Here is a 22,675-nt window from a genome sequence, read left to right as displayed (position 1 = left end):
CGATGCATCGAGCCGGGCGGGCGCGTGCCGTCGGCGTCTCTCTGCGACGTACTGCTCGAGTACGCCTCCGGTCGCCGCGGCCGGCCCGCATCCCGCCGGGCTCGCGCCTCGCCGCGCCTCAACGCTCCCGAATCGCAGATTCTTCGCCTCGATTGGTTCGGCGAACAATCGGGCAGCGCGATCGGCACCGGCGAACGAGGCCTGCCGGACAGCTTGATCCGGTACCACGACTGCCGTGCGTACTTCGGCGGATCACCCGCCTCTATCCCGCGTGAATCGTGTATTTTAGGGCCGCGCGAGCCGGACGCGCAGGAGCGTCGCTGCATCTGTCCGCGATCGGGGACGTGCTATAGACTGCGGCGGTCATGAGCAATTCGAAAGACAGGGGCTGGGCGCTCGTTCTGGGCGCCTCTTCCGGATTCGGCGAGGCGTGCGCGCGCGCTCTCGCTGCGGCGGGCTGGAACATCTTCGGCGTGCATCTCGACCGGAAAGCGACCCTTCCCCACGTCGAGGAGATCGTCGCCGCGATCCGCGCGGAGGGCGCCCGCGTCGAGTTCTACAACGTCAACGCCGCCGACGAGGGAAAGCGGGCCGAGGTCGTCGGGGAGATCGCGAAGGCGCTCGCCGACGTTCCGAAAGATCAGCGCGTCACGGTGCTCCTCCACTCGCTCGCGTTCGGGACCCTGAAGCCGTTCTTCGGAGAGAGCCGGGAAGCCTCGATGGCGAAGCCGCAGATGGAGATGACCCTCGACGTCATGGCGCACTCGCTCGTCTACTGGACCCAGGATCTCTATCAGGCGGATCTGTTCGGCGAGTCGGCGAAGATCTTCGCGATGACGTCGGCGGGCGACCACATCGTCTGGCCCGCCTACGGCGCGGTTTCGGCGGCCAAGTGCGCTCTCGAGTCGCACATCCGCCAGATCGCCGTCGAGCTCGCGACGAAGAACATCAGCGCGAATGCGATCCGGGCGGGCGTCACCGACACGCCGGCGCTCCGGAAGATTCCCGGCAGTCAGGCGATGATCGACCGCGTGCTCGGGATCCACCCCGCGAAACGGCTCACGACCCCGAAGGACGTGGCGGGCGCTCTCGTCGCGCTCTGTGCCGGAGACACGAGGTGGATCTCCGGGAACGTGATCGGCGTCGACGGCGGCGAGGACATCGCCGGCGGTTCCTAATTTCCGTTCTTTTCTCAACGGATTCGGAGGAACGATGGTTTCAGCGGCTTCGCCGCATGCGGCATTCGACTTCGTCCAGGAAAAGGGAGGAATCCGCGAGCTCCGGCTGCGGAGCAACGGCCTCCAGGTGCTCCTCCTGTCCAACCGCGTGGCGCCCGTCGCGACGTTCTGCGTCGTCTACCGCGTCGGATCGCGGCACGAGGCGGTCGGCCACACGGGCGCGACGCACCTCCTGGAGCACATGATGTTCAAGGGAACCGAGGAGTTCAATCGCGACCGGGGGACCCAGATCGCCGCGACGCTCGAGGCGGTGGGCGCGCGTTTCAATGCGACGACCTGGTTCGACCGGACGAACTACTTCGAGACGGTCCCTTCCGACCAGATCGCGCTCGCGATGCGGATCGAGGCGTCGCGGATGCGCGGCTCATTCATCCGCGACGGCGACCGCGTTCCCGAGATGACGGTCGTGCGCAACGAATTCGAACGCGGCGAGAACAGCCCGTTTCAGGTCCTGTACAAGGAGTCGTTCGCCGTCGCGTTCCGCGAGCATCCGTACCACCATCCGACGATCGGGTGGAAGAGCGACATCGAGGGGATGTCGACGGCCCGGCTGAAGGAGTTCTACGACACGTTCTACCATCCCGACAACGCGACCGCGATCCTGATCGGCGACTTCGAGGAGGCGGAGGCGCTCGCGCTGATCGACCGGCATTTCGGCGCGATCCCCCGCTCGGAGCGGCCGATTCCGCGCACCTACACGGACGAGCCGCCCCAGCAGGGGGAGCGCCGCTTCATCGTCCGCCGCGCGGGACAGATCGGCTGGGTCGCGCTCTCGTTCCGCTCGGTGGCGGCGGCGCACCCCGACGCCTACCCGCTGGCGGTGCTCGGGAACGTTCTCGGCGCCGGGATGACCTCGCGGCTGTACCAGGCGCTCGTCGAGCCGTCGCTCGCGATCTCGGTCAACGCCATTTCCTGGCAGCTCCGCGATCCGTCGCTCTTTTCGATGTTCGCCGCGCTCGCGCCGGGGACGGACCACGCCCGCGTGGAGAAGATCCTGCGGGATCAGATCGCCGCCGTCGTCAAGCAGGGCGTCACGGAGGAGGAGCTCCGGAAGGCGGTCAACCAGATCGAGGCGGACGTGATCTTCGAGCGCGACACCACCGACCAGGTGGCGGGCAGCCTGACGGAGGCGATCGCGATCGCGGACTGGCGCTGGTACGTGGACTATCTGGAGAACGTCCAGAAGGTGACCGCGGCGGACGTCGCGCGCGCCGCCCGGACGTACTTCCACGAGGACTTCGCGACGGTGGGCTGGTTCGTCCCGAAGATCGAAGCGGAGGCGGCGTGAAGAAGAGCTTCGCGGAGCGGACGACCCGCCGGATCGCCGACAACGGGGCGACGATCCTCACCCTCGAGAATCATTTCAATCCGACGCTCGCGCTCTCCGGAACCCTCCGGGCCGGATCGGCGCATTCGCCGAAGGAGAACCCGGTCCTCGCGGCGTTGACCGCGCAGATGCTGGAAAAGGGGACGCGCCGCCGGTCGAAGCTCGAGCTCGCCGAGGAGCTCGAAAGCCGCGGCGTCTCGATCTCGTTCTCCGCTTCCGGCGGAGACCCCGACACGATGGACATTTCGCTCGCGTGTCTCTCGCGCGACCGCGCGATCGCGTTCGGCGCGCTCGTCGAGATGCTCGGCGAGCCGGCGTTTCCGCCCGACGAGCTCGCCCGGGAGAAGGAGAGGTTGATCGGCTCCGTGCGCCAGCTCTCCGACCAGACCGGCTGGCGCTCCTCGACCGCGGCCTCCCGCCTCATCTATCCGGCCGGCCACCCGTACTTCGCCGAAACCGCGGACGAAATCGTCTCCGCGATCGAGCGCGCGACGGACGCGGATCTCCATGCCTTTCACGAGCGCTTCTACGGGGCTTCGACCCTGGTCCTCGCCGCCGTCGGCGATCTGGGCGGCGAAGAGGCGGCGGAAGATCTCGCCGGCCGGGTTTCGTCGCTGCCGCGGCGCGGAGCGCCGGCGCTCGAGGTTCCCGCCGTGCCGGCGCCGTCGGCGCGTTCCGAGGTCGTGCCGATGAAGGAAAAGGTGAATGCGGACGTCCTCCTCGCCCACGACTCGCGCCTCCGCCGGAACGACCCCGACTTCTTCGCGACGACGCTCGGGGTGGCGGCCCTCGGGCAGTCGACGCTCTCCTCGCGGCTCGGCCTACGCGTGCGGGACACCGAAGGGCTGACCTACGGGATCAACGCCCGCGTCTCGGCGGGGCGTTTCTCCGGTCCCTTCGCCATCTCCCTGACGGTCGCGCCGGCGAATCTCGCCCGGGCGGTCGCTTCGGCGCGGTCGGTCGTCGACGAGTTCCTGGCCGGCGGGGTCACCGAAAAGGAGATGGCCGACGAGAAACGCTCGCGCGTCGGGAAGTTCAAGGTGGATCTCGCGTCCAATTCGGGAATCGCCGGAGCTCTCGACATGGCCGAGACCTACGGCTTCGGAGTCGGGTACCTGGACGCGTTCCCGTCGAAGATCGAGGCGGTCACGCGGGAGCAGGTGGACGCGGCGGTCGGGGCGCACGTGCGGCCATCCGACCTCGTCCAGGTCGCTGCGGGCGACCTGTGAGGGCAGGCTGGCGCGGCGATGCATCGAGCGGGGCGGGCGCGTGCGGCCTGCCGCCGGCACGACGTACGTTCTCAGTACGCCTTAGCCGCCGGCAGGCGACCCGCATCCCGCCGGGCTCGCGCCTCGCCGCGCCTCCTCGTTGACGAGATCTCGCGCCGGCCATCTCGCGTTGTATTCATCGACCCGTGACCCGTGACCCGTGACCCGTGACCCGTGACCCGTGACTACGTCTTCGAGGAGAGTTCCGGCAGGGTCGCGCTCATCGTCGAATCGTCGGCGTCCCATTTCATTCGCCGATAGTCGAAGTTCCCGTCCTCGATCACGTTGAACTTGATGATCTCGAAGTAGGGCGAGAGGTCGAAGTCGCGGGGGACGACGAGCGTCGGATGGCGCGCGTGGAACATCCCGGTGTACGCCCGCCGGCTTCGCCGGCCCAGGAGCGCCGCCTTGAAACGTTCGCTGGTCGTCTTCGGCCGATCCGGCCTGTACGTCGGCAGGATCGGAAAGGCGACCTTGCCGAACGCCGCCGCGGTCATCGAGGAACAGATCGTCTCCGTCGCCAGTCCGCTTCCGAGATGCAGGGCGTCCTCGCGGAACCGCGCCGGAATGAGGTGAAAGGGGAGCAGGTACCGCGCGAGGTCGGTGAAATTCTTGATGTCGTATTTCAGGCCGATCTTCGCGATCAGGTCGTCGACCACGATCTGCGCGTCCTCGGGGCGGAGCCGGTGCGGCCGGCAGATCCGGATGTTGAAGTTGGCGTACTTCGACAGGGGCGAGACGATGACGCCCTGGTCGACGAGCGCCTCGATGACGAGATGCCGCGCCTCCCGTCCGAACCGTTCCTCGACCTCGCGGCGCATCGGATGATCGCGGCGGACGATCTCGTCGCCGATGTACACGCAGTTGTGCGACCAGGAGGACGTGGTCAGGGTCTTGATCGCCTGCGACACGCGCTGGTCGCCGTCGATCAGGATCACGTCCGCCTTCCGGAGGTACTTCCTCAGGCGGACGAGGTCGTTTTCGCCGTAGCGGTGGTAGATCCGCCGCGGTCGCGTCAGGATGCCGACCATCCAGTCCCTGAACGCCTGCCGGGGGGTTCGCATCAGGTTCGGGAAGAGCTCGGGGGCATGGAAAGCGCGCCGATCCCGGTCAGAAGAAGAGGAGGAACCCGTCCACGAAGACCGCCGCGCCGAAGAGCGCGACCAGGATCGACAGCGCCCAGAGCGTGCGGTTCTTCGAGAGGGCGGCGATCGCCGAGAGCGCGATCGCGACCTGCAGCAACGCGACCGACGACGCGTAGCGGTGGTGCCGGTGCGTGAAATGGTCGGCTTCCTCGGACCGCCGCCGGGACGCATCCTCGCGGCGCCGCGCGTCGGCGCCGATCTCGTCCTGTTCCTTCTGGTATCGCGCGATGTCCTGGTCGAGGGCGGGCTGGGGGACGTGATCGAGAGAGATCAGCGTCTGTTTCTGCTCCTTGAGGATCGCCGATTTGATCCCCTTCGCCTGGTACTGCGCCCAGAGATCGAACGCTTCGCTGCGGATGGCCATGGACTCGTTCTTCTCGAGCAGGGCCTCGTTGATCGTGCTCCCGGCCTGGAGCGCGGCAACGGCGGCGAGCACGGCGACGAGCGCCGTCGAGAGGGAGATCCGCCGGAGGAAGCCTCGGTCTTCCCGTTCCTCTTCGCGCGCTTCGTCGATCGAATCGCGGACGCGATCGAGTTCCGATTCGAGCTCGGGGCCTTCGGGCATTCCAGAGGATCATAGCAGTGCGGCGCGGAGACGCCTCAGCGCCTGAAGATCGAGAGGAGAATCGTCAGCAGGAGCGAGAGCACGATGCAGAGCAGGATCGGAAAGACGAACGTCCCGTGACGGCCGGAAACGACGAGCGTTCCCGGAATGCGGCGAGCCCCGAGGCGGCCGGCGGCGAGCACGAGTCCGCCGATCGCGGCGATCGCGATACCGGCGATCAGGAGGAATCGACCGATCTCCGCCACGCCGCCATCGTAGCCGAAGCGGCGCCCTCGGCGGCGCCGCGGAAAGGAGACCTCGTCCGCCACGCCGTTCGAGCGTCGGACGGAACCGGCCTGGCGCTCCACCGGGTCGGTCCCGACGACGGGTTCCCGGTACTCCTGGTGCCGGGCGCCTTCTCCGATCATCGCTTCTGGCTGGGGACCCGCGGAACCGGGTTCGGACGCGCGCTGGCCGACCGGGGTTTCTCGGTGTGGGTGCTCGATCCGCGCGGCCACGGCGCGAGCGATCGCCCGGGCCTCGCCGCGCGCTGGAGCTTTCGGGACGAGATCGTGCACGACGTTCCCGCCGCCCTGCGGATGGCCGCGGGGCGCCGCCGCGCGGTGCTCGTCGGGCATTCGGCGGGCGGCGCGGCCGTCCTCGCCGCGATCGGAGCCGATCCCGGACTGCGCGAGAAGGTCGCGGGTGTCGCCGTGCTGGCGACGCCCTCGCCCCGGGGAGGCGCCGCCCGGCGGAGCGCCGCCGCGTTCGCGGCGATCGTCTCCCGCGGGCTCGGCCGGTTTCCCGCACGGCTCTTCCGGCTCGGAGGCGAGGACGAGATGGGCGGGGTGATGGCGGAGTGGATGGGGTGGAACGTCCGGGGGTCCTGGCGCTGGAAAGGCGGACCGGACCTGCTCGCGGCGCTCCATCCGGTTCCGTTCCCCGTCTTCGTCGCCGCCGGATCGGGCGACCGTCTCTTCGCGCCGCCCTCGGCCTGCCGCGCGCTCGCGCGACAGCTCGGTCCGAACGCGCGATTCGCCGAGTTCGGACGGATCACCGGCTGCTCGGAAGACTTCGGCCACGCGGGCCTCGTCGTCTCGCGAGCGTCGCGGACCGAGGTATGGCCGGCCCTCGTCGACTGGATCGAATCCGTCGCCGGCTAGTAGGAAAGAACGTCCCTGGCGGCCGCGAGGACCTTTTCGGTGTTGGGCAGGATCGCGCGCTCGAGAATCCGGCTGAATCCGACGGGAGTGAACGCCGAGCCGACGCGGCCGACGGGTGCGTCGAGCCACGGGAACGCCTGCTGCTGGATCTGTGAGGCGATCTCGCCGCCGAATCCGCCGTGGACCTTGTCCTCGTGCGCGACGAGCGCGCGGCTCGTCTTCCGCACGGAAGCGAGCACCGCGTCCATGTCGAGCGGGACCAGGGAGCGCAGGTCGAGGACTTCGACGCTCTTGCCTTCCTTCTCGAGCGCGACGGCGGCTTCGAGCGCGAAATGGACCGGCGTGCCGTAGGCGACGATCGTCAGGTCGGTCCCGGTCCGCCGCGTCCGCGCCTTCCCGAACGGGACCGCGAAACCGGAGGGCACCTTCGCGCGCGCCGCCGGGAGGTTGTAGAGGAACTTGGGCTCGAGGTACGCGGTCACGCCGCGCGAGCGGATCGCCGTGCGCAGGAGCCCCGCCGCGTCGTCGGCGAAGGCCGGCACGACCACCCGGACGCCGGGAAGGGTCGTCAGCCATCCTTCGATGTTCTGCGAGTGGTACAGGCCGCCGCCGATGTATCCCCCCGAGGCGAGCCGGATCGTCACGTTGGGCGAGAACTTCCCGTGCGTGCGCCAGTATTCGTGCGACATCTCGACCATCTGCTCGGCGGCGGGCCAGAAGTAATCGGCGAATTCCGCCCCCTCGATCACGACGCGGATCTTGTCGTCGAACCGGGAGAAGCCGTTCGCCGTCCCGACGATGTAGTCCTCCGCGATCGGGGCGTTGTGGACCCGGATCCCGCCGAACTCCTGCTGCATCCCCTTCGTGACGTTGAACACGCCGCCCTTCTCCTTGTTGGCGACGTCCTGCCCCCACAGGAAGGTGTCGGGGTTGGCGCGGAACTCTTCCTTCAGCGTCGTGTTGAGCGCCTGGAGCAGGGACAGCTCGTCTCCGCTGCCGTCGGGGACTCCGGCCGCGTCCGGCGGGGACCAGGGATCGGGCGAGACGAACTCGAAGATCGAGGCCGGATCGGGATCGGGCGCCTGCCGCGCGCGGTCGGCGGCCTCGTCGTAGGCCTTTGCGTTCTCCGCGTCGATCGCGGCGAGCTCTTCCTCGGTCGCGAGCCCCTCGGCGAGGAGGCGGCGGCGGAGCTTCGGGAGCGGGTCCGCCGCGCGGGCCGCCGCGAGCTCCTCGGCGGAGCGGTAGAGCTCCTGCCGGTCCGAGTTCGAATGGGGGCCGATCCGCACGCAGACGGCGTGCACGATCGCGCATCCCCGCCCCGCGCCGGCGAACGCGACCGCCTCGCGCATCGCGCGGAAGGAGTCGAACGCGTCGGTCCCGTCGCAATGAATCACGGAGACGTTCCGGAAGCCACGGAAGTTGTCGGAGGAATATTCGTTGGCGGTCTGCTCCGCCTTCGGAACAGAGATCCCGTAGCCGTTGTCCTGCACGACGAAGACGACTGGAAGCCGTTCGCAGCTCGCGCCGTTGACGGCTTCGTAGTAGTACCCCTCCGAGGTCGACGACTCGCCGACCGAGCAGAAGACGATCGCGTCGCGCCCGTACACCTTCACCGCGCGGCCGAGCCCGGTGGCGTGCTGCGCGTGGTTCGAGACCGCCGACGACGTGTTCTGGATTCCGATTTCCGGCTTCGCGAAATGGTTCGACATGTGCCGGCCGCCGGAGGCGACGTCCGACGCCTTCGACATCCCGTTCCAGAGGATTTCCTCGACCGTGAGCCCCGCGGCGAGGCAGGTCGTGAGATCGCGGTAGTAAGGGAACAGGTAGTCGCGGCCGGGTCGGAACGTCAGCCCGAGCGCCAGCTGGATCCCGTCGTGTCCCGCGTTCGGCGCGTGATAGCTCCAGCCGAGCCCCTGCTTGAGATAGTTCGGCGCCTTGTCGTCGAGCGTGCGGCCGAGCTGCATCACGCGGTACCATTCGCGCGCGACTTCCGGATCCGGGAGGGCCGACGCGTCCGCCGCGGGTTTGCCCGCCGGGCGCCGGCCGGCAGCCTCTTTCGCCTCCGTTCCCGCCGGCGATTTTCGCGGCGGTTTCGCGACACCCGCTTCGCGGGTCTCCTGATCGATCGCCATTCCCCTCTCCGGCGCGCGCGGCGGCCGGGCCTTCCGCGGGGCAATTTACCAGATTTCTCGGCTATTCTTTTTCGGTGCGATACCTCGCGGTCGACTTCGGCGAGCGGCGGATCGGGCTCGCCACGTCCGACGCGACCGGCCTGATCGCGACCCCCCGGAAGACCGTGCTCCGGACGAGCGACCGGGCCGCGATCGGGGAAATCGGGGATTTCGCGCGGACTGAGGAAGTGGAGGGGCTCGTCGTGGGGCTTCCGCATCATGCCGACGGCCGCGAGAACGCGCTGGCCCCCCGCGTGCGCTCCTTCGCCCGCAAGCTCTCCGACGCCCTCGCGCTCCCCGTCGAGTTCGTCGACGAGCACCTCACCTCCCGCGCGGCGGCCGACCGCTATCCGTCCGCCGAGATCGATGCCGCCGCGGCGGCGGTTCTCCTCGACGACTTCCTCTCGGCGCGGGCCGGCGATCGAGAGCGATGATCCGGCACCGCGGGCGCCGCATCGTCTTCCTCCTGGGTCTTCTCGCGACGGTCGTCCTCGCGATCGGCTATCTCTGGATCCGCTCGCCGCGGCGGCCCGGCTCGGCGGAGCGCGTCGTCGTCGAGTTTCCGATCGGAACGCCGACGCGCCAGATCTTCCGGACGCTGCAGGCGAAGGGGATCGCGCGGGACGCGCTGCTCGCCGAAATCTACTATCGCACGTTCCGCCACGGCGTCCCTCTTCGCGCGGGGGAGTACTCGTTCTCGGCGGGCGAGCCGCTGGACCGCGCGATCGATCTCCTCGAACGGGGAGAGGTCGTCCGGCACGTCGTCGTCGTTCCGGAAGGGCTGACGAACGCCGAGTGCTTCGCGCTCTTCGTCCAGCAGGGGATCGGGACCGAGCAGGGATTCCGCCGCGCGTCGCGCGAGCCGAACCTGCTTCCGGGGCCGCCGCTCGCCGCGCCCGACCTCGAGGGGTTCCTCTTCCCCGACACCTACGTGGTCACGCGATCGACACCGACGCGCGAAGTGGTCTCCACGATGGTCGAGAACTTCCGGCGGCATTTCACGCCGGAGCTCACCCGGCGCGCGGAAGGGCTCGGCCTGACCGTGCGCCAGGCGGTGACGGTGGCGTCGCTCGTCGAGAAGGAGACGTCCCTTCCCGAGGAGCGGCCGCACGTCGCGGCCGTGTACCTGAACCGCCTGAAGATCGGCATGCGGCTCCAGTGCGATCCCACCGTCATCTACGCGCTGCAGGAGCGCCGCGAATGGACGGGAAAGCTCCGGCGATCGGACCTCGACGTCGACTCGCCCTACAACACCTACCTCTACGCAGGGCTCCCTCCCGGGCCGATCTGCAACCCGGGGGCCGCCGCGCTCGAAGCGGCGGTGGCTCCCTCCGCGAGCCGCGATCTCTATTTCGTCGCGCGCGGCGACGGGGGGCACTACTTCTCGCGAACCTACGCGGACCATCTCGCGATGATCGAGAAGAGCCGCGCCAACGCGGCGGCGTCGGACGCGCCGCCGGAGGAACCGCCGAATTGACCGGGGGGCGGGCGCGTGCTACCTTCCGGCGCCACCCCCCATGGCCGAGAACGAGCTGATCCCGAGGTTGTTCGGGGCGTATCTGCTGACCGAAAAGCTCGGCACGGACGCGCTCGGAAAGGTCTATCGCGCGCGAAAGATCGAGGACGCCCAAGCGTTCTTCCGTCTCCGGATCTTCGACGCGGCGGGACTCGACTCCGAGCCGGTCCTGATCGCGATCGAGCAGAACGGCGCGGTGCACGATTTCCTGAAGAATCCCACGATCGCCCGCGACGTCGAGCTCGACTCGGTGGAGGGAGACGCCTTTCTCGCGTACCGCGAACCGGGCGGCCGGACGCTCGACGCCCTCCTCGAAGCGTCGCACTCCAAGCCGTTTCCCATCCCTCCCGAGCACTCGCTCCTGATCGCCGAGAAGATCGCGACGGGCCTGGATCACGCCTACAACAGCCTGATCGACGGCGAGCGCACCCTGCACGGTCTCGTGTGGCCGGGATTCGTCGAGATCTCCGACGAAGGCGAGACGCGACTCGTCGGCTTCGGCCTGTCGGAAGGGGTGCTCGCGTCCCGGCGCACTCCCGCCATCCAGAAGCTGCTCGACCCGTATCTCGCTCCGGAAGTTCGCTCGTCGGGAAAGGCGGCGAAGACCGGCGACGTCTACTCGACCGCCGCGATCCTCTTCACGCTGCTCGCCGGCGCCCCGCCCCCGGAAGCCCGGGCCGCCGATGCCGTCGGCTCCGCGAGGATGTTCGGGTCGGGCGAGGCGATCCCTCCCGACATCGCCGCCGTGCTGAAGGTCGCGCTGTCGGAAGCTCCCGACGCGCGCTACGAGACGGCGGGCGCGCTCCGCCGCGAGCTCGGCAAGCTCCTCTTCTCGGGCCGCTACGCCCCCTCGACGTTCAACTTCGCGTTCTTCCTCACGAACCTCCTGAAGCGCGACATCGCCGAAGAGCAGAAGAAGCGCAACGAGGAAGCCGCGTTCGACGCGCTGAAGTACCCGCGCCCGGCGGTGACCGCGCGGCCGCCGCGCCTCGTGGTCACGCCCCGGTTCGGCGTTCCCGTCGCCGCCGTCGAGACGCCCGAGCCGAAGCGGTCCCCCGTCGTCAAGATCGTCGTCGGCGCCGCGATCGCGATCGCCGTCCTCGGCGTCTCCGGCTATCTGCTGAGTCTCAAGGCACCGAAACCGGCTCCGCCCCCGCCGCGCCCCGCTCCGGTCGCGGCCCCGGCCCCCGCTCCCGCCCCGCCGACCACCGGAATGACCCCCGACCAGTTCAAGTCGGAAGTCGCGCGGCGCCTCGACGAAGAGGTCAAGAAGTACGAGACCCAGCAGAAGACGAAGCAGGCGCGCGCCGAAGCGCAGGCCCGGGCCGCCTCGCTCAAGCCGGTGCCTGCCTCGATCGAGCCATCGGTCACCGCGCCGAAGCCGATCGCCCTTCCCCCGGCGGCGCCCGCCCGGGCGGCGGGGGCTCCGCCGGTCGCCAATCTCCGGCCGGCCCCGATTCCGATCGGGACGGCAGCCGCCCCGCCGCCCGCGGCGCCGACGGTCAGCCGCGGAGACCTCGTGTCGATTTCCGAAGTCGACAATCCCCCGCAGATCGTGAGCGTCGTCAAGCCGGAGTACCCTCCCGTCGCCCGGCGGATGAACATCAGCGGCACCGTGGTCCTCGCCGTTCTCGTCACGGAGGCGGGACGCGTGGCCGACATCCGCACGGTACGCGAGGCCGGCGGGAACATGGGACTCACGCAGGCGGCGCAGAAAGCGGTCCGCCAGTGGACGTTCCGGCCGGCGATGAAGGACGGGGTTCCCGTCAAGACCTGGATGACGATTCCCATCCCCTTCGTCCTGTAGGCCGGCGCGGCGATACATCCGTCGCGGGAGCTGGCTCGGAGAACGGGAGCGCGTGACGGGTTCGCGGCTCGTCGAACGAGCGACTCGACCGCGAACCCGCCACTCCCTCGCCGACGCTCCCGCTCCCGCATCGCGAGACCTGCGCTCGGTTACTTCGCGCAGGGTCCCCCGCGATGCGAAGGGCCCGACCGACTTCTCACATTTTCGGAGGCCGCCCCTCCCGCCGGGCTTCGCCTCGACGCGCCTCCAGGCTGACGGGAACTGAGTCGCGTCCGTGGCCGCGACGCGATTTCCGAGGGGAAGCCGGATCAGGCGGTGACCACCGGAGGAATGGGCCCCGCCCACTCATTCGCTGCGATCAGGTTGTACGCGCCCACGCCGCCGAAGACGACCGTGTCCCCCTCCTTCGGCGCCACCCCGCGCAGCCGCCGGACGAGGACGTCGAGGTCCGTCCCGAGCGGACCCGAGATCACGAGATCGACCGGGCGGCCGCGACGCTTCGGAAGGAACGTCACCGGGTGCGAGCCGCGCGCGACGAAGAAGGCGTGCGCCATCCGGCTCGCGTCGACGAACACCTCTCGGCCGCCGCGGACGCGCAGCACCGTGCAGACGAGCCGGAACGCCCCGGCGACGATCGCCCGTCCCGGCTCCATCCAGACCTCCACCTCTCCGATCGATCGCCGCGCGTCGGCGCGGAGGGTGCGCACGATCTTCTCCGGATCGGTCCATGCCGCCCGCCGCGTCCGGCCGCGGTCGTCGAAGCGCGTTTCCGCCGGCGAGCTGAAGCCTCCGCCGACGTCGACGACTGCGGGAGGCGCCCCGATCTCCCGCAGAGCGCGCGCGGTCCGCAAGGCGGTGCGGAGCGACGCGCGATAGGGCGCGGAGCTCGGAATTCCGGTTCCGAGGTGGAACGCGATCCCCCGGGGAGGCCCGCCCGAGCGAAGAGCCCTTCGAGCGAGCTCCGCGACGTCCTCGGGATCGAAGCCGAACGCGCGCTGCCCGAGTCGCGCCTCCGGCGTCCGAAGGCGGATCAGGTACCGTGGCGGACGGCCCGCTTCCCGCGCCCGCACGAGGATCGACGCGAGGTCTTCGGGGCCGTCGGCGACGAGCGTTCCCCCGGCGGCGATGACGCGGTCGACGAGCTCCGCTCCCTTCGCCGGGCCCTGGACGAGGAGCCGATCTCCCGAGAGGCCCCGGGCGAGGGCGTCGGGCAGATCGGCGGCGATGTTGATCTCGGCGCCGAATCCTTCGCGCGCGAGGAAGTCGAGGACGGGCGGATGGCGGTTGGTCTTGTAGGGATAGAACAGCCGGGCGCGCCCGGCCGCGGCATCCTTCCACCGGCGGGCGTCGGCCGCCAGCCGCTCCGGCTCATACAGGTAGAAGGGAGTCGGAGCGGCGGGGATCCCCGTGGCGCTTCTCACGCCAGCCACGAGGAAACGATCCGCCGATCGAGCTTTCCCGAGGAGTTTCGGGGAAGCGATTCGACCGAAACGACCTTCCGGGGCCGGGCGAAGGCCGGCAGCCGGAGCTGCACGAATTCGCGAACGGTCTCCACGCCGCCCGGTTCGTTCTCGTTCGGCACGAAGAGCACGGCGAACCCGTCGTCATCGGGGGAAACGGCCACGTCCGAGACCGATGGATGCTCGGCGATCGCCATTTCGATCTCTTCGGCGCACACGGTCCGTCCCTGGATGACGAGGGAAAACTCGCGTCGTCCCCGCACGACCAGCTCTCCTTGGTCGTCGAAGTAGCCGAGATCGCCCGTGGCGAGCCGTCCGCGTCCGTCGAACGGGTCCGCGGCCGAGGGACCGGCGTAACCGGAAAAGACGCTGTCTCCGGCGAGTCGGATTTCCCCCGTCTCGCCGGGGGGCAGGTCGGCGCCCGTCTCCGGATCGACGATCGAGACCGCCAGACCGGCCGCGGGTCGGCCGCTCGTTCCCGGACGGCGGCGTTCGGAGAGCCTCTGGCGTGATCCGAGCCCCGCCGATTCCGTCAGCCCGTACCCGAGCCGAACGGGCACCCCGCGGCGCTGCTCGACGGCGGCGACCGCCTCTTCCGGGATCGACCCGCCCCCGGAGAAGACCGCGCGAAGCCGGGTCCGCCGCGAGGAGCGCGCCGCGAGCTTCACGTGCGGGCCGGCGAGCAGGGCCACCGTCGCGCCCAGCGCCTCCGCCTCGGCGAGCGGATCGCGTCGGGGCGAGAAGAAGACGACTTCCGCGCCGAGGATGAGCGGGTGGAGCGTGCCGCGCACGAGCCCGAAGACGTGCGCCGTCGACACCCCGACGGCGACCCGGTCCGTCTCCACGATCTCGGGGGGGCGGGGATAACCCGTGGCGGCGGCGAGCAGCGGACGGTCGCCCAGCGGGATCGCCCTCCCGTCGCCGACGCTCCCCGAAGAGAAGAAGACGGTCGCCTCGACCCCTTCGGCCGCCCTCCAGCCCGCGAGGAGCGCTTCGCGGCGCTCCCGAAGGAGCGCGGGAACCTGGGCGCCGTGGGCGATCGCTCCTCGTCCCGCGGCGCGCGCCGCGAAGAGGCCCGCGACGAAGGCGACCGGATCCGACGCGTCGAGCGCGATCCACCCCTTGCGCGCCGAGATCCTCGCCGCCCGCTCGTCGATCTCGCGGAGGAGCCCGTCGTACGTGAGCGCGTCGGCGCCGCGTCGAAGGGCGGTTTTCGACGGAGCCCGGCGAGCGGCCGAGGCGAGGGCCTCGAGCAGCGTCGCCGCGGTTCCTTCAGCGCTCGGCGGAGACAAAGACCATCCTCCAGGGGAGGCGCACGTCCGGCGCGTCTCCCGCGAGCCCGACAAGGGCGAGCCCCTCGGCGATCTGTTCGTCGGTCGTCCCGGGCCGAACGCCGAAGAGTTCCCGGGAGAAGTCGACGGCCGCCTCCCGCGAAGGGAAATGCCAGGCGACCTCCCGATCTTCGATGCGAACTCGCCGTCCCCCGGCGGAAGCGAACGCGGCGCCCAGGTGCTCCGCCGGGACGAATCGTCCGTGATGTCCGGTGTCCGTGTGCCGGTCGACGAAGCCGTTCAGGAAGGCGGCGGGAGCGGAGCCCGGCGCGACGTCGCCGATCGCCGCGCGACCTCCCGGCGTGATCACGCGGAGCATCTCGGCGGCGACGGCGGCGGGATCCTCGGCGTGATGGAGCGCGGCGAGGCACCCGGCCGCCGAGAACGTCCGTTCGCCGAACGGCAGCCGCTCGTACTGCGAGATCGCGCGGCCGCGGTACCCGGTCGATTCCCGGAGAAAGGGGAGGGACGCGTCGCACGCGAACGCGGGGGAGCCGAATCCTTCCGCGCGGGCACGCTCGGCGAGGTACCCGCCGCCGGCCGCGAGATCGAGCCACGGCGCCCTTCCCGCCGGCGGAAGCTCCAGATGTTCGAGGACCGCCCGCGCTTCCTCGGCGCGGGCGAGCGGATATCGCTGGTTGGCGAGGTTGTAGTGGCCGCCCCGCGCGTCGAAGATCGCCGTGTATTCGGACATGTGATCGATCCGGGCGGCGAATGTATCAGCCGCGCCGAACCTTCCGCAAGATCATCGGAGACGCGGAACGCCGGAAGCGGACGACGACGAGGGCGGCGCCGGGCGCGAACACGAACGCGGGAGTCCGTCGGCTGCGGGCATGCGCGGATTGTAGAATGCCCGCGATGAAGCTCGTCACCTTCGAGCGCGGCGGCACCGAGGCGATCGGCGCCGTCACGGAACGCGGAATCGTCGCCTTCGGGTTGCTCGTCCCGGAGCTGAACGTGCCGATGCTCGAGCTCGTCCGGCGCTCAGCGGCGCTCCTGCCACTCGCCCGGAGCGTCGTCGCCGGCCCGGTTCCCGGGCGCGCGATCGTTCCGCCGGAAGAAGCGAGGCTCCTCGCTCCGATCCCACGACCTCCGTCGATGCGCGACGGATACGCCTTTCGGCAGCACGTCGAAACCGCGCGGCGCAACCGCGGCCTTCCGATGATCGAGGAGTTCGACGCCTTTCCGGTCTTCTATTTCACGAACCACCAGGCGGTCATCGGCCCGGGGGAGCTGCGCGTCGGACGCCGCCGGCTCGAGCTTCTCGATTTCGAGCTCGAGATCGCCGTCGTGGTCGGCCGCGAGGTCCGGAATCCTTCGGTCACCGAAGCCGACACGGCGATCTTCGGCTATACGATCATGAACGACTTCTCGGCGCGGGCCCTCCAGATGGAGGAGATGAAGCTCAATCTCGGGCCCGCCAAGGGGAAGGACTTCGCGACCGCGATCGGGCCATGGCTCGTCACGATCGACGAGCTGGCGCCGCGGCTGACGGCCTCTCCGTCGGGAAACGTCTTCCACGCCGGGATGACCGCCGAGGTCAACGGCGTCCGCGTCTCGTCGGGGAACGCGGATCAGATGAACTGGACGTTCGCGCAGATCCTCGAGCGCGCGGGCGACGGCGTGACGCTCTACCCGGGCGACGTGATCGGCTCGGGGACGGTCGGGACGGGCTGCTTCCTCGAGCTGAACGGCTCGAAGATCACGCACGACCAGTGGCTCCGGCCCGGCGACTCGATCTCGCTCGCGGTGGAGGGGCTCGGAACGCTCTCTCACCGGATCGTCGAAGATCCCCGATGCTGATCCGCGACGACCTCGCCGATCTCTACGCCTACAACGCCTGGGCGAACGACCGGATGATCGCGTCCGTCGAAACGCTCTCCGAGGAGGAGTACGCCCGCGTTCTCGGCGGCGGGTGGCCTTCGGTGGCCGACACGCTCGCCCACCTCGCCTCCGCGACCCGCGCCTGGGACGAACGGTTCGCCGGCCGGTCGCCGGAGCGGCTCCTGACGGCGGCCGATCTTCCGCGGCGCGAGGAGGCGGTCGCGATGCTCCGCGCGGCCGACACGACGCTCGCGGAGCGCGTCCGGGAGTCCTCCGCGGCGGACCGCGAGAAGATCCTGGCCTACACGAACCTCCAGGGGAAGACGAAGAGGGTGCCGGTCTGGGCGGTCTTCCGGCACGCGGTCAACCACGCCTCGTATCACCGCGGGCAGATCGCCTCGATGGTCCGGATGCTCGGCAAGGAGCCGAAGGCGACGGATCTGGTCTTCTGGGCGATCGTCAACACCTCTCCAGAGTGAGCGCGATCGGGCGACGACCGGATCGATGACGGACTCCCGGAAGCGCGTCGGCGCGGCCGCGAGCCTGCGCGCGGCGGCCGGCTCCTGGCGGATCGGCGCCGTGGTTCTCCAGTCGTTCTCCTCCGGGCTGCCGCTCGGGCTCGTCTGGATCGCTCTTCCCGCGTGGCTCAAGTACCGGGGCGTGGACATCAAGACGATCGGGCTCTTCACGCTGGCCCAGGCGCCGTGGACCCTGAAATTCCTCTGGGCGCCGCTGATGGACCGCTACCGGCTGCCGTTCCTCGGCCGAAAACGGTCCTGGATGCTGCTCTTCCAGATCCTGCTCATCGCGGGGCTCCTCGGACTCGCGCGCGAGGCGGAGAGCCCGACCGTCCCGGTCGTCGCCGCTCTCGCGATCTTCATCGCGTTCTCCTCGGCGAGCCAGGACATCGCGATCGACGGCTACGCCGTCGAGGTCCTCGAAAAGAACGAGCTGGGCGTCGCGGTCGGAGGCCGCGTCGCCCTCTACCGGGTCGCGATGCTCACGGCGGGCGCCGTCGCGATCACGATCGGCCAGAAGTTCGGATGGCCGGCCGTCTTCATCGGACTCGCCCTCCTGTACGTGCCCCTGGCGGGCGTCGTCGTCGCGTCGCCCGAGCCTCCCGCGCGCATCCAGCCTCCTCCGACTCTCCGCGCGGCGGTTTTCGATCCGTTCGTGTCCCTGTTCCGGAAACCCCGCGCGCCGGAGATCATCGCGTTCATCCTCCTGTACAAGCTCGGCGACAACATGGCGACGGCGCTGATCCGCCCCTTCCTGATCGAGAAGTGCTTTTCCCCCGCCGACGTGGGTCTGGCGACCGCCACGATCGGCCTGATCTGCATCATCGCCGGAACGATCTTCGGGGCGGCCCTCACGCGGCGGATCGGAATCGGGCGCGCCCTCTGGATCTTCGGAATGCTGCAGGCGGTCGCGTGCGTCGGATACATCGCCGTCGACCGGATCGGCGCGGCGGGCCTCGGCGCCTGTGCCGGGCCGGCGAGCGGGGGAGCCCAGCCTTTCTCCCATCGAATCCTCATGTACGCGGCGACGGCGCTCGAGACGGGATGCCAGGGGATGGCGACCGGCGCCCTCGACGTCTTCCTGATCCGCCTCACCCAGAAGCGGTTCTCGGCGACGCAATATGCGCTCTTCGCGAGCATCTTCGCCCTCGGCCGAACGCTCGCGGGCGCGCCCGCCGGGATCCTCGTCGACGCGATCGGTTGGACGCCCTTCTTCGTCGCCACGATCGCCGCATCCGTTCCCGGGCTCGTCATGCTCGCCCGATTCGTTCCCCCGAGCGTGCGCGAGCCCGATTTCGAGATCGAGGAGGTCCATCCGAGAGGCCCCATATCCGCCGGTGCGCTGGCCGCCGTCGCCGGCGGGATCGCGATCGTCGGGGTCGGCACGGCAGTCGTCGCCGCCGCGCTGCTCGACGCGCTCAAGGCGATGCGCGGCGCGCATCCCCGGCCGTTCGACCTCCCCGGAAGTCTCGCTCGCCTGCTTTCCCCGGCGACTCCCGCCGGCTGGCTCGCCGTGGCGGAGCCCGTGATCCTGGGGATCTTCTGCGGGCTCGGTGCGGCGGGCCTCCTGGCGGCTCGGAGAGGGATTCGCAGGGGATGAACCGGTCTGGGCGAAGAGCGCGATTCGATCATCCGAGGCGCATCGATCCCGCGGATTCCCCCGTTCGATACCCGGCCCAGGCCGGCCCGCGCGGCTTTTTCGGCCCATTCTTGACACGCTTCGGCCGCTCCGATAGATTGCCTCTCCCTGACGCGGGGTGGAGCAGTCTGGTAGCTCGTTGGGCTCATAACCCAAAGGTCGCAAGTTCAAATCTTGCCCCCGCAACCAAATTCGAAATGGCCGGGATGGATGTCCCGGCCTTTTTTCATGTTTCGAAGCCTTTATTGACTCGCACCTTCGGTGCTCGGATTTCGGGTCAGCGGTGCTTCGAAGTCTTCCGAAATACGAACTTGCGCCGTCGTGAGACGGCAAGTTCGTGGTTCGCGAAGCGAAGCGTGCCGCCCGAAGGGCGAAACTCAATCTTGCCCCCGCAACCAATCGCGATACGGCCGAGTCGGTGACTCGGCCTTTTTCCTATTTTGAAGCTTTTGTTTGAACTTGCGCCGTCGTGAGACAGCAAGTTCGGCGGCCGGGGAACTTCCGACGGTCAGGGCTTTGTGTTGCCTGAGAAGATCTGACGGCGGTCTGCTCTCGTTCCTGACGCCAGACTCATCTTTGCTTCAGCCCGGCCATCCAGTTCGTGAGGAGGACGACCCGCGGGGTCTCCGTTGTCTCGGAATGGACAGCCAGGAGAAGGCGCTGGCCGTCCAGCGGCACGGCCGGAGCGCTGTCGGTGGGCGGGACTTTGAAAACGACCCTGGGAGCGCCGACCTCCAGTCCCCCGGCGCTCTCTTCGACATCGACCACCAAGGCCCGCCCGTCCAGGGATCCAAAGGCGATTTTGCCGGCCGAGAGCCAGCTCCCTCCCGCCGACCCCTCGGTGGAGACTTGCCACTTTCCGCCGGGGCCGGGAAAGGCCGCGACGTAAAGCTCCGGCCGCCCCGATTCATCCGAAAGGTATGAGATCCACCTTCCGTTCGGCGAGAAGGACGCGCCCTGCTCGAGGAATTCCGTCGCGAGAAAAGGATAGGGCTTGCGATCTCCAAAAAGAGGAAGGATCCAGATGTCCTGCTTGGTCTTGCTGCCCGGCTTCACGTAGTCGAATGCGATGAACCGTCCATCGCGAGACCAGTCGCTGGGTCCCGTCTGGGCGTCGGAATGGTAGACCCAATCCTCCTGGCCTCCTCCGTTTGCCGGCCGGACATAGATTCCTGAACCCTTCGCGTAGGCGATGCGAGTCCCATCGGAGGAGTAGACGGGCGAGAACGCGGGAGCGCCGAAGGTGAAGCGCGTCCGCACGCCGCGGGAATCGATGAGCCAGATTTCGGGCAGACCCTTGACCGGGTCAGCGATCGTCGCCGCGATGCGGGAGCCGTCGGGCGACACCGCGATCTGTCTGTATTCCGCCGCTTCGCCGAACGGTTCACCCAGCGGCTTGCCCGAGGTGTCGAACCAGCGCAGGCGCGCTCCCGCATCTGCGGCGCCCGTCGCATATACGAGGAGGCCGTTGTCGGAGGTCGAGAAGTCTCCTCGGAAAAAACTCGGCTCGTACTGGACGCCATATGCCAGCGGAACCGGGTCGCCCTTCAAGCGCCCGCTGTCGGCGTCGAATCGCTGCGCCAGCAGGACATGTTCACGCATGGAGAAAAGGAAACCCGAGGCGTAAGCGACGTTCGACCGCGCCTGAAGGAGACGCGTGCGCCCCTGCGAGCCGAGAGCGGCGAGATAAATGGCGTTGCTCTCGCTTCTCGCCCCGGCGGAGTGGGAACCGGCCGTATAGAGGAAGCGTTTCCCATCGGGCAGGAACGCGGCCCAACGATGAGTCGTCTCGCCCCCGGTGATATCGAGCTTGGTAACGGGTGTGGCCGGTCCGCCGGCGGCCGGTACCTGAAAGATCTCCGTATTCGTGTCGGGCGAGAACAGGATGATGCCGGCACGGCTCCACGAGCCGCTGCGGCCGTTCGGGGCGTCGCAGATCGCCAGCGGCGGAGAGCCCGCAAGGTCTACCCTCAGGAGCTTGCCGTCTGCAAAAAACGCCAGCGACCGGCTGTCGGGCGACCAGAAGGGGAAGCTCGCGCCTTCCGTTCCGGGGATCGGACGGGCGGTGAGCTCGTCGAGCGACCGGAGCCAGAGCATGACTTTACCGTCGGCGCCTCTGGCGGCGAAAGTGACGTTGCGACCGTCCGGAGAAATGGTGAGGGAAGCACAATTGTTGCCACTCGTATCGAACTCGACCTTCTCCGGCGGCAGAAGAAAGGAGCGCGTCCGGAAAGTCTCGCTCGGCGGCCGTCGAACGAGGACGATGGCCAGGGCAGCGGCCGCTACCGCGACTGCCGTCCATGCGAGTTTCTCGCGCGTCTTTCGCCGCGAGACGACGGTTGCCGGCGCGCCGGCCTGCGAGCCCGCCTCGGCCACCCAGCGGAGCTCGCTCGCAACGTCCGCCGCGCTCTGCCAGCGGTCGTCTGGCTCCTTCGCCAGGCAGCGGCGGACGACGTGGTCGAGGGCGGGAGGCGTCATCGGCTGGATCGAGGAGATCGACGGCGGTTCCGAATTCATGATCGCGCCGATCAGGCTCGCGCGGCTCGTCCCCGAGAATGCCTTCCTCCCCGTCGTCATCTCGTAGAGGAGACAGCCGAGAGCGAAGATGTCCGTCCGAGCGTCGGCGTCCTTCCCTTCGACCTGCTCGGGCGCCATGTACTGGAACGTACCCATGATCGTGCCCTTCTCGGTCAAGGGCCGGCTCGCCTCCGCCTGCGTGGGAAGGGAAGACAGATCGGAAGACGGCTTCTCGGTGGCAGCCATCTTCGCGAGGCCAAAATCGAGGAGCTTCACACCTGACTTCGTCAGCATGACGTTCCCGGGCTTCAGATCCCGATGAATGATCTCGGCGCGGTGCGCACGGTCGAGCGCGTCGGCAATCTGCACGCCGAACCTCAGAACCTGCTCCGTCGGAAGCGCTCCCTTTTCGAGTCGCCCGGAGAGGACCTGCCCTTCGATCAGCTCCATGACGAGGTATTCCATTCCGTCGTGGCTGCCGACATCGTAGAGCGCGCAGATGTGCGGGTGAGAGAGCGCCGCGATCGCGCGCGCTTCACGTTCGAATCGGACCTTCAAGTCAGGACCGTCCGACAGGTGCGAAGGCAGCACCTTGACCGCGACATCCCGGCCGAGCCGCGTGTCCCGAGCTTTGTAGACCTCTCCCATTCCGCCCGCGCCGAGCGGGGCGAGGATCTCGTAGGGACCGAGACGCGTGCCGGCAGGGAGGCTCACGGGGGACTCTCCTGAAGACGGCATTCTATCTTTCCCATCAGAAAGTCAGCCGGCAGTTCGTGTCATTCGGTTCACGAGACATCGTTCGTTTTTTCGTCCATGTTCTTTCCGTGGAGGTGACGGAGCATGGTGAAGGAGTCTCGCCCTTTCGGGCGGCACGCTTCGCTTCGCGAACCACGAGTTTCAGCTCGACGCTGGCACGCGGCCTCCGGCCGCCGAACCTGAGACCTTCGGGTGATGCGCTACATCGTGCCCTCGAAACCAACCCGATACTGCCGGGACGGATGTCCCGGCCCTTTTCTTTCTTGTTCACCCGCCGAACGCCCGCGTCAGCTCTCCGACGCGAGCACGTCCTCGGGCAACCGCTCCTCGATCAGCCGATCGGCCTTCTCGAAATCCACCTCGTCGACGGTCCTCACGCCTCGGGTCAATTCCTCGAGAATCCCTTCCTGGATCGAGCCGAGCCGTTTCGCCTCCGCGTAGGGAATCCGGT

18 protein-coding genes and 1 tRNA gene are annotated in these 22,675 nt (G+C 68.9%); 11 read left to right on the top strand and 8 right to left on the bottom strand.

The window, feature by feature from the left end; genetic code table 11:
• Nucleotides 1-365: 365 nt before the first annotated feature.
• Genes VFS34_08535 through VFS34_08525 form a run of 3 tightly spaced genes read left to right on the top strand, consistent with a single transcriptional unit; the run spans nt 366 to nt 3,794 of the window.
• Nucleotides 366-1,178 (top strand): SDR family oxidoreductase, encoded by an 813-nt coding sequence (locus tag VFS34_08535; GenBank protein HET9794493.1) that lies wholly within the window; start codon nt 366-368, stop codon nt 1,176-1,178.
• A gap of 34 nt (nt 1,179-1,212) precedes the next feature.
• On the top strand, nt 1,213-2,526 hold the full coding sequence (locus VFS34_08530) for a pitrilysin family protein (protein ID HET9794492.1): 1,314 nt from the start codon (nt 1,213-1,215) through the stop codon (nt 2,524-2,526).
• A complete protein-coding gene (locus VFS34_08525) occupies nt 2,523-3,794 on the top strand; it encodes a pitrilysin family protein (protein HET9794491.1) in 1,272 nt (423 codons plus the stop codon). Before VFS34_08530 ends, VFS34_08525 begins: the two co-directional genes overlap by 4 nt.
• Nucleotides 3,795-4,018: 224 nt before the next feature.
• On the opposite strand, the gene VFS34_08520 is transcribed toward VFS34_08525, so the two are convergent.
• From VFS34_08520 to VFS34_08510, 3 genes are read right to left on the bottom strand one after another with little or no spacing between them, the layout of a single operon-like run.
• Entirely contained in the window at nt 4,019-4,897 is an 879-nt protein-coding gene (locus tag VFS34_08520; GenBank protein HET9794490.1) for a YiiX/YebB-like N1pC/P60 family cysteine hydrolase, read from the bottom strand.
• A 46-nt stretch (nt 4,898-4,943) separates the two neighbouring features.
• A complete protein-coding gene (locus VFS34_08515) occupies nt 4,944-5,543 on the bottom strand; it encodes a DUF4337 family protein (GenBank protein ID HET9794489.1) in 600 nt (199 codons plus the stop codon).
• 35 nt (nt 5,544-5,578) lie between these two features.
• A complete protein-coding gene (locus VFS34_08510; GenBank protein HET9794488.1) occupies nt 5,579-5,950 on the bottom strand; it encodes a DUF2905 family protein in 372 nt (123 codons plus the stop codon).
• On the opposite strand from VFS34_08510, the gene VFS34_08505 reads away from it, so the two are divergent.
• Nucleotides 5,927-6,685, top strand: a complete 759-nt coding sequence (locus VFS34_08505; GenBank protein HET9794487.1) for an alpha/beta fold hydrolase — start codon at nt 5,927-5,929, stop codon at nt 6,683-6,685. The genes VFS34_08510 and VFS34_08505 overlap by 24 nt on opposite strands.
• Here VFS34_08505 and VFS34_08500 read toward each other — a convergent pair.
• Nucleotides 6,682-8,649, bottom strand: coding sequence for a thiamine pyrophosphate-dependent enzyme (locus VFS34_08500; protein HET9794486.1), 1,968 nt, complete (start codon nt 8,647-8,649; stop codon nt 6,682-6,684). The two genes, VFS34_08505 and VFS34_08500, sit on opposite strands and share 4 nt — an antisense overlap.
• Before the next feature lie 242 nt (nt 8,650-8,891).
• Between VFS34_08500 and ruvX the strand changes: the two genes are divergently transcribed.
• From ruvX to VFS34_08485, 3 genes are read left to right on the top strand one after another with little or no spacing between them, the layout of a single operon-like run.
• Entirely contained in the window at nt 8,892-9,290 is a 399-nt protein-coding gene (gene ruvX / locus VFS34_08495) for a Holliday junction resolvase RuvX (GenBank protein ID HET9794485.1), read from the top strand.
• Nucleotides 9,287-10,333, top strand: coding sequence for an endolytic transglycosylase MltG (gene mltG, locus VFS34_08490; GenBank protein ID HET9794484.1), 1,047 nt, complete (start codon nt 9,287-9,289; stop codon nt 10,331-10,333). Before ruvX ends, mltG begins: the two co-directional genes overlap by 4 nt.
• A 40-nt stretch (nt 10,334-10,373) precedes the next feature.
• Nucleotides 10,374-12,179 (top strand): TonB family protein, encoded by a 1,806-nt coding sequence (locus VFS34_08485; GenBank protein ID HET9794483.1) that lies wholly within the window; start codon nt 10,374-10,376, stop codon nt 12,177-12,179.
• Nucleotides 12,180-12,487: 308 nt separating this feature from the next.
• On the opposite strand, the gene VFS34_08480 is transcribed toward VFS34_08485, so the two are convergent.
• From VFS34_08480 to VFS34_08470, 3 genes are read right to left on the bottom strand one after another with little or no spacing between them, the layout of a single operon-like run.
• Nucleotides 12,488-13,600, bottom strand: coding sequence for an alanine racemase (locus VFS34_08480; protein HET9794482.1), 1,113 nt, complete (start codon nt 13,598-13,600; stop codon nt 12,488-12,490).
• Nucleotides 13,597-14,931, bottom strand: a complete 1,335-nt coding sequence (locus VFS34_08475) for a fatty acid--CoA ligase family protein (GenBank protein ID HET9794481.1) — start codon at nt 14,929-14,931, stop codon at nt 13,597-13,599. The genes VFS34_08480 and VFS34_08475 overlap by 4 nt, the downstream gene beginning before the upstream one ends.
• Nucleotides 14,912-15,664: a class I SAM-dependent methyltransferase gene (locus tag VFS34_08470; protein HET9794480.1), complete on the bottom strand. Its 753-nt coding sequence runs from the start codon at nt 15,662-15,664 to the stop codon at nt 14,912-14,914. The genes VFS34_08475 and VFS34_08470 overlap by 20 nt, the downstream gene beginning before the upstream one ends.
• 164 nt (nt 15,665-15,828) lie before the next feature.
• On the opposite strand from VFS34_08470, the gene VFS34_08465 reads away from it, so the two are divergent.
• The 4 genes from VFS34_08465 to VFS34_08450 all read left to right on the top strand — a co-directional run bounded on the left by VFS34_08465 (nt 15,829) and on the right by VFS34_08450 (nt 19,140).
• Nucleotides 15,829-16,773, top strand: a complete 945-nt coding sequence (locus VFS34_08465; GenBank protein HET9794479.1) for a fumarylacetoacetate hydrolase family protein — start codon at nt 15,829-15,831, stop codon at nt 16,771-16,773.
• The gene (locus VFS34_08460) at nt 16,767-17,273 is read left to right on the top strand and encodes a DinB family protein (GenBank protein ID HET9794478.1); all 507 of its coding nucleotides are present in this window, start codon (nt 16,767-16,769) and stop codon (nt 17,271-17,273) included. The genes VFS34_08465 and VFS34_08460 overlap by 7 nt, the downstream gene beginning before the upstream one ends.
• 25 nt (nt 17,274-17,298) lie before the next feature.
• A complete protein-coding gene (locus VFS34_08455) occupies nt 17,299-18,912 on the top strand; it encodes an MFS transporter (protein ID HET9794477.1) in 1,614 nt (537 codons plus the stop codon).
• Between the two features lie 151 nt (nt 18,913-19,063).
• Nucleotides 19,064-19,140: transfer RNA gene (locus tag VFS34_08450), tRNA-Met, on the top strand.
• A 381-nt stretch (nt 19,141-19,521) separates the two neighbouring features.
• Here VFS34_08450 and VFS34_08445 read toward each other — a convergent pair.
• On the bottom strand, nt 19,522-22,182 hold the full coding sequence (locus VFS34_08445) for a protein kinase (GenBank protein ID HET9794476.1): 2,661 nt from the start codon (nt 22,180-22,182) through the stop codon (nt 19,522-19,524).
• Between the last annotated feature and the right edge of the window lie 493 nt (nt 22,183-22,675).

It is taken from the genome of Thermoanaerobaculia bacterium, assembly GCA_035717485.1.
In the GTDB taxonomy this organism is placed as follows: Bacteria; Acidobacteriota; Thermoanaerobaculia; order UBA5066; family DATFVB01; genus DATFVB01.
Note: the sequence above shows the minus strand (reverse complement) of the source record. Positions and strands in the feature narration are given on the sequence as shown.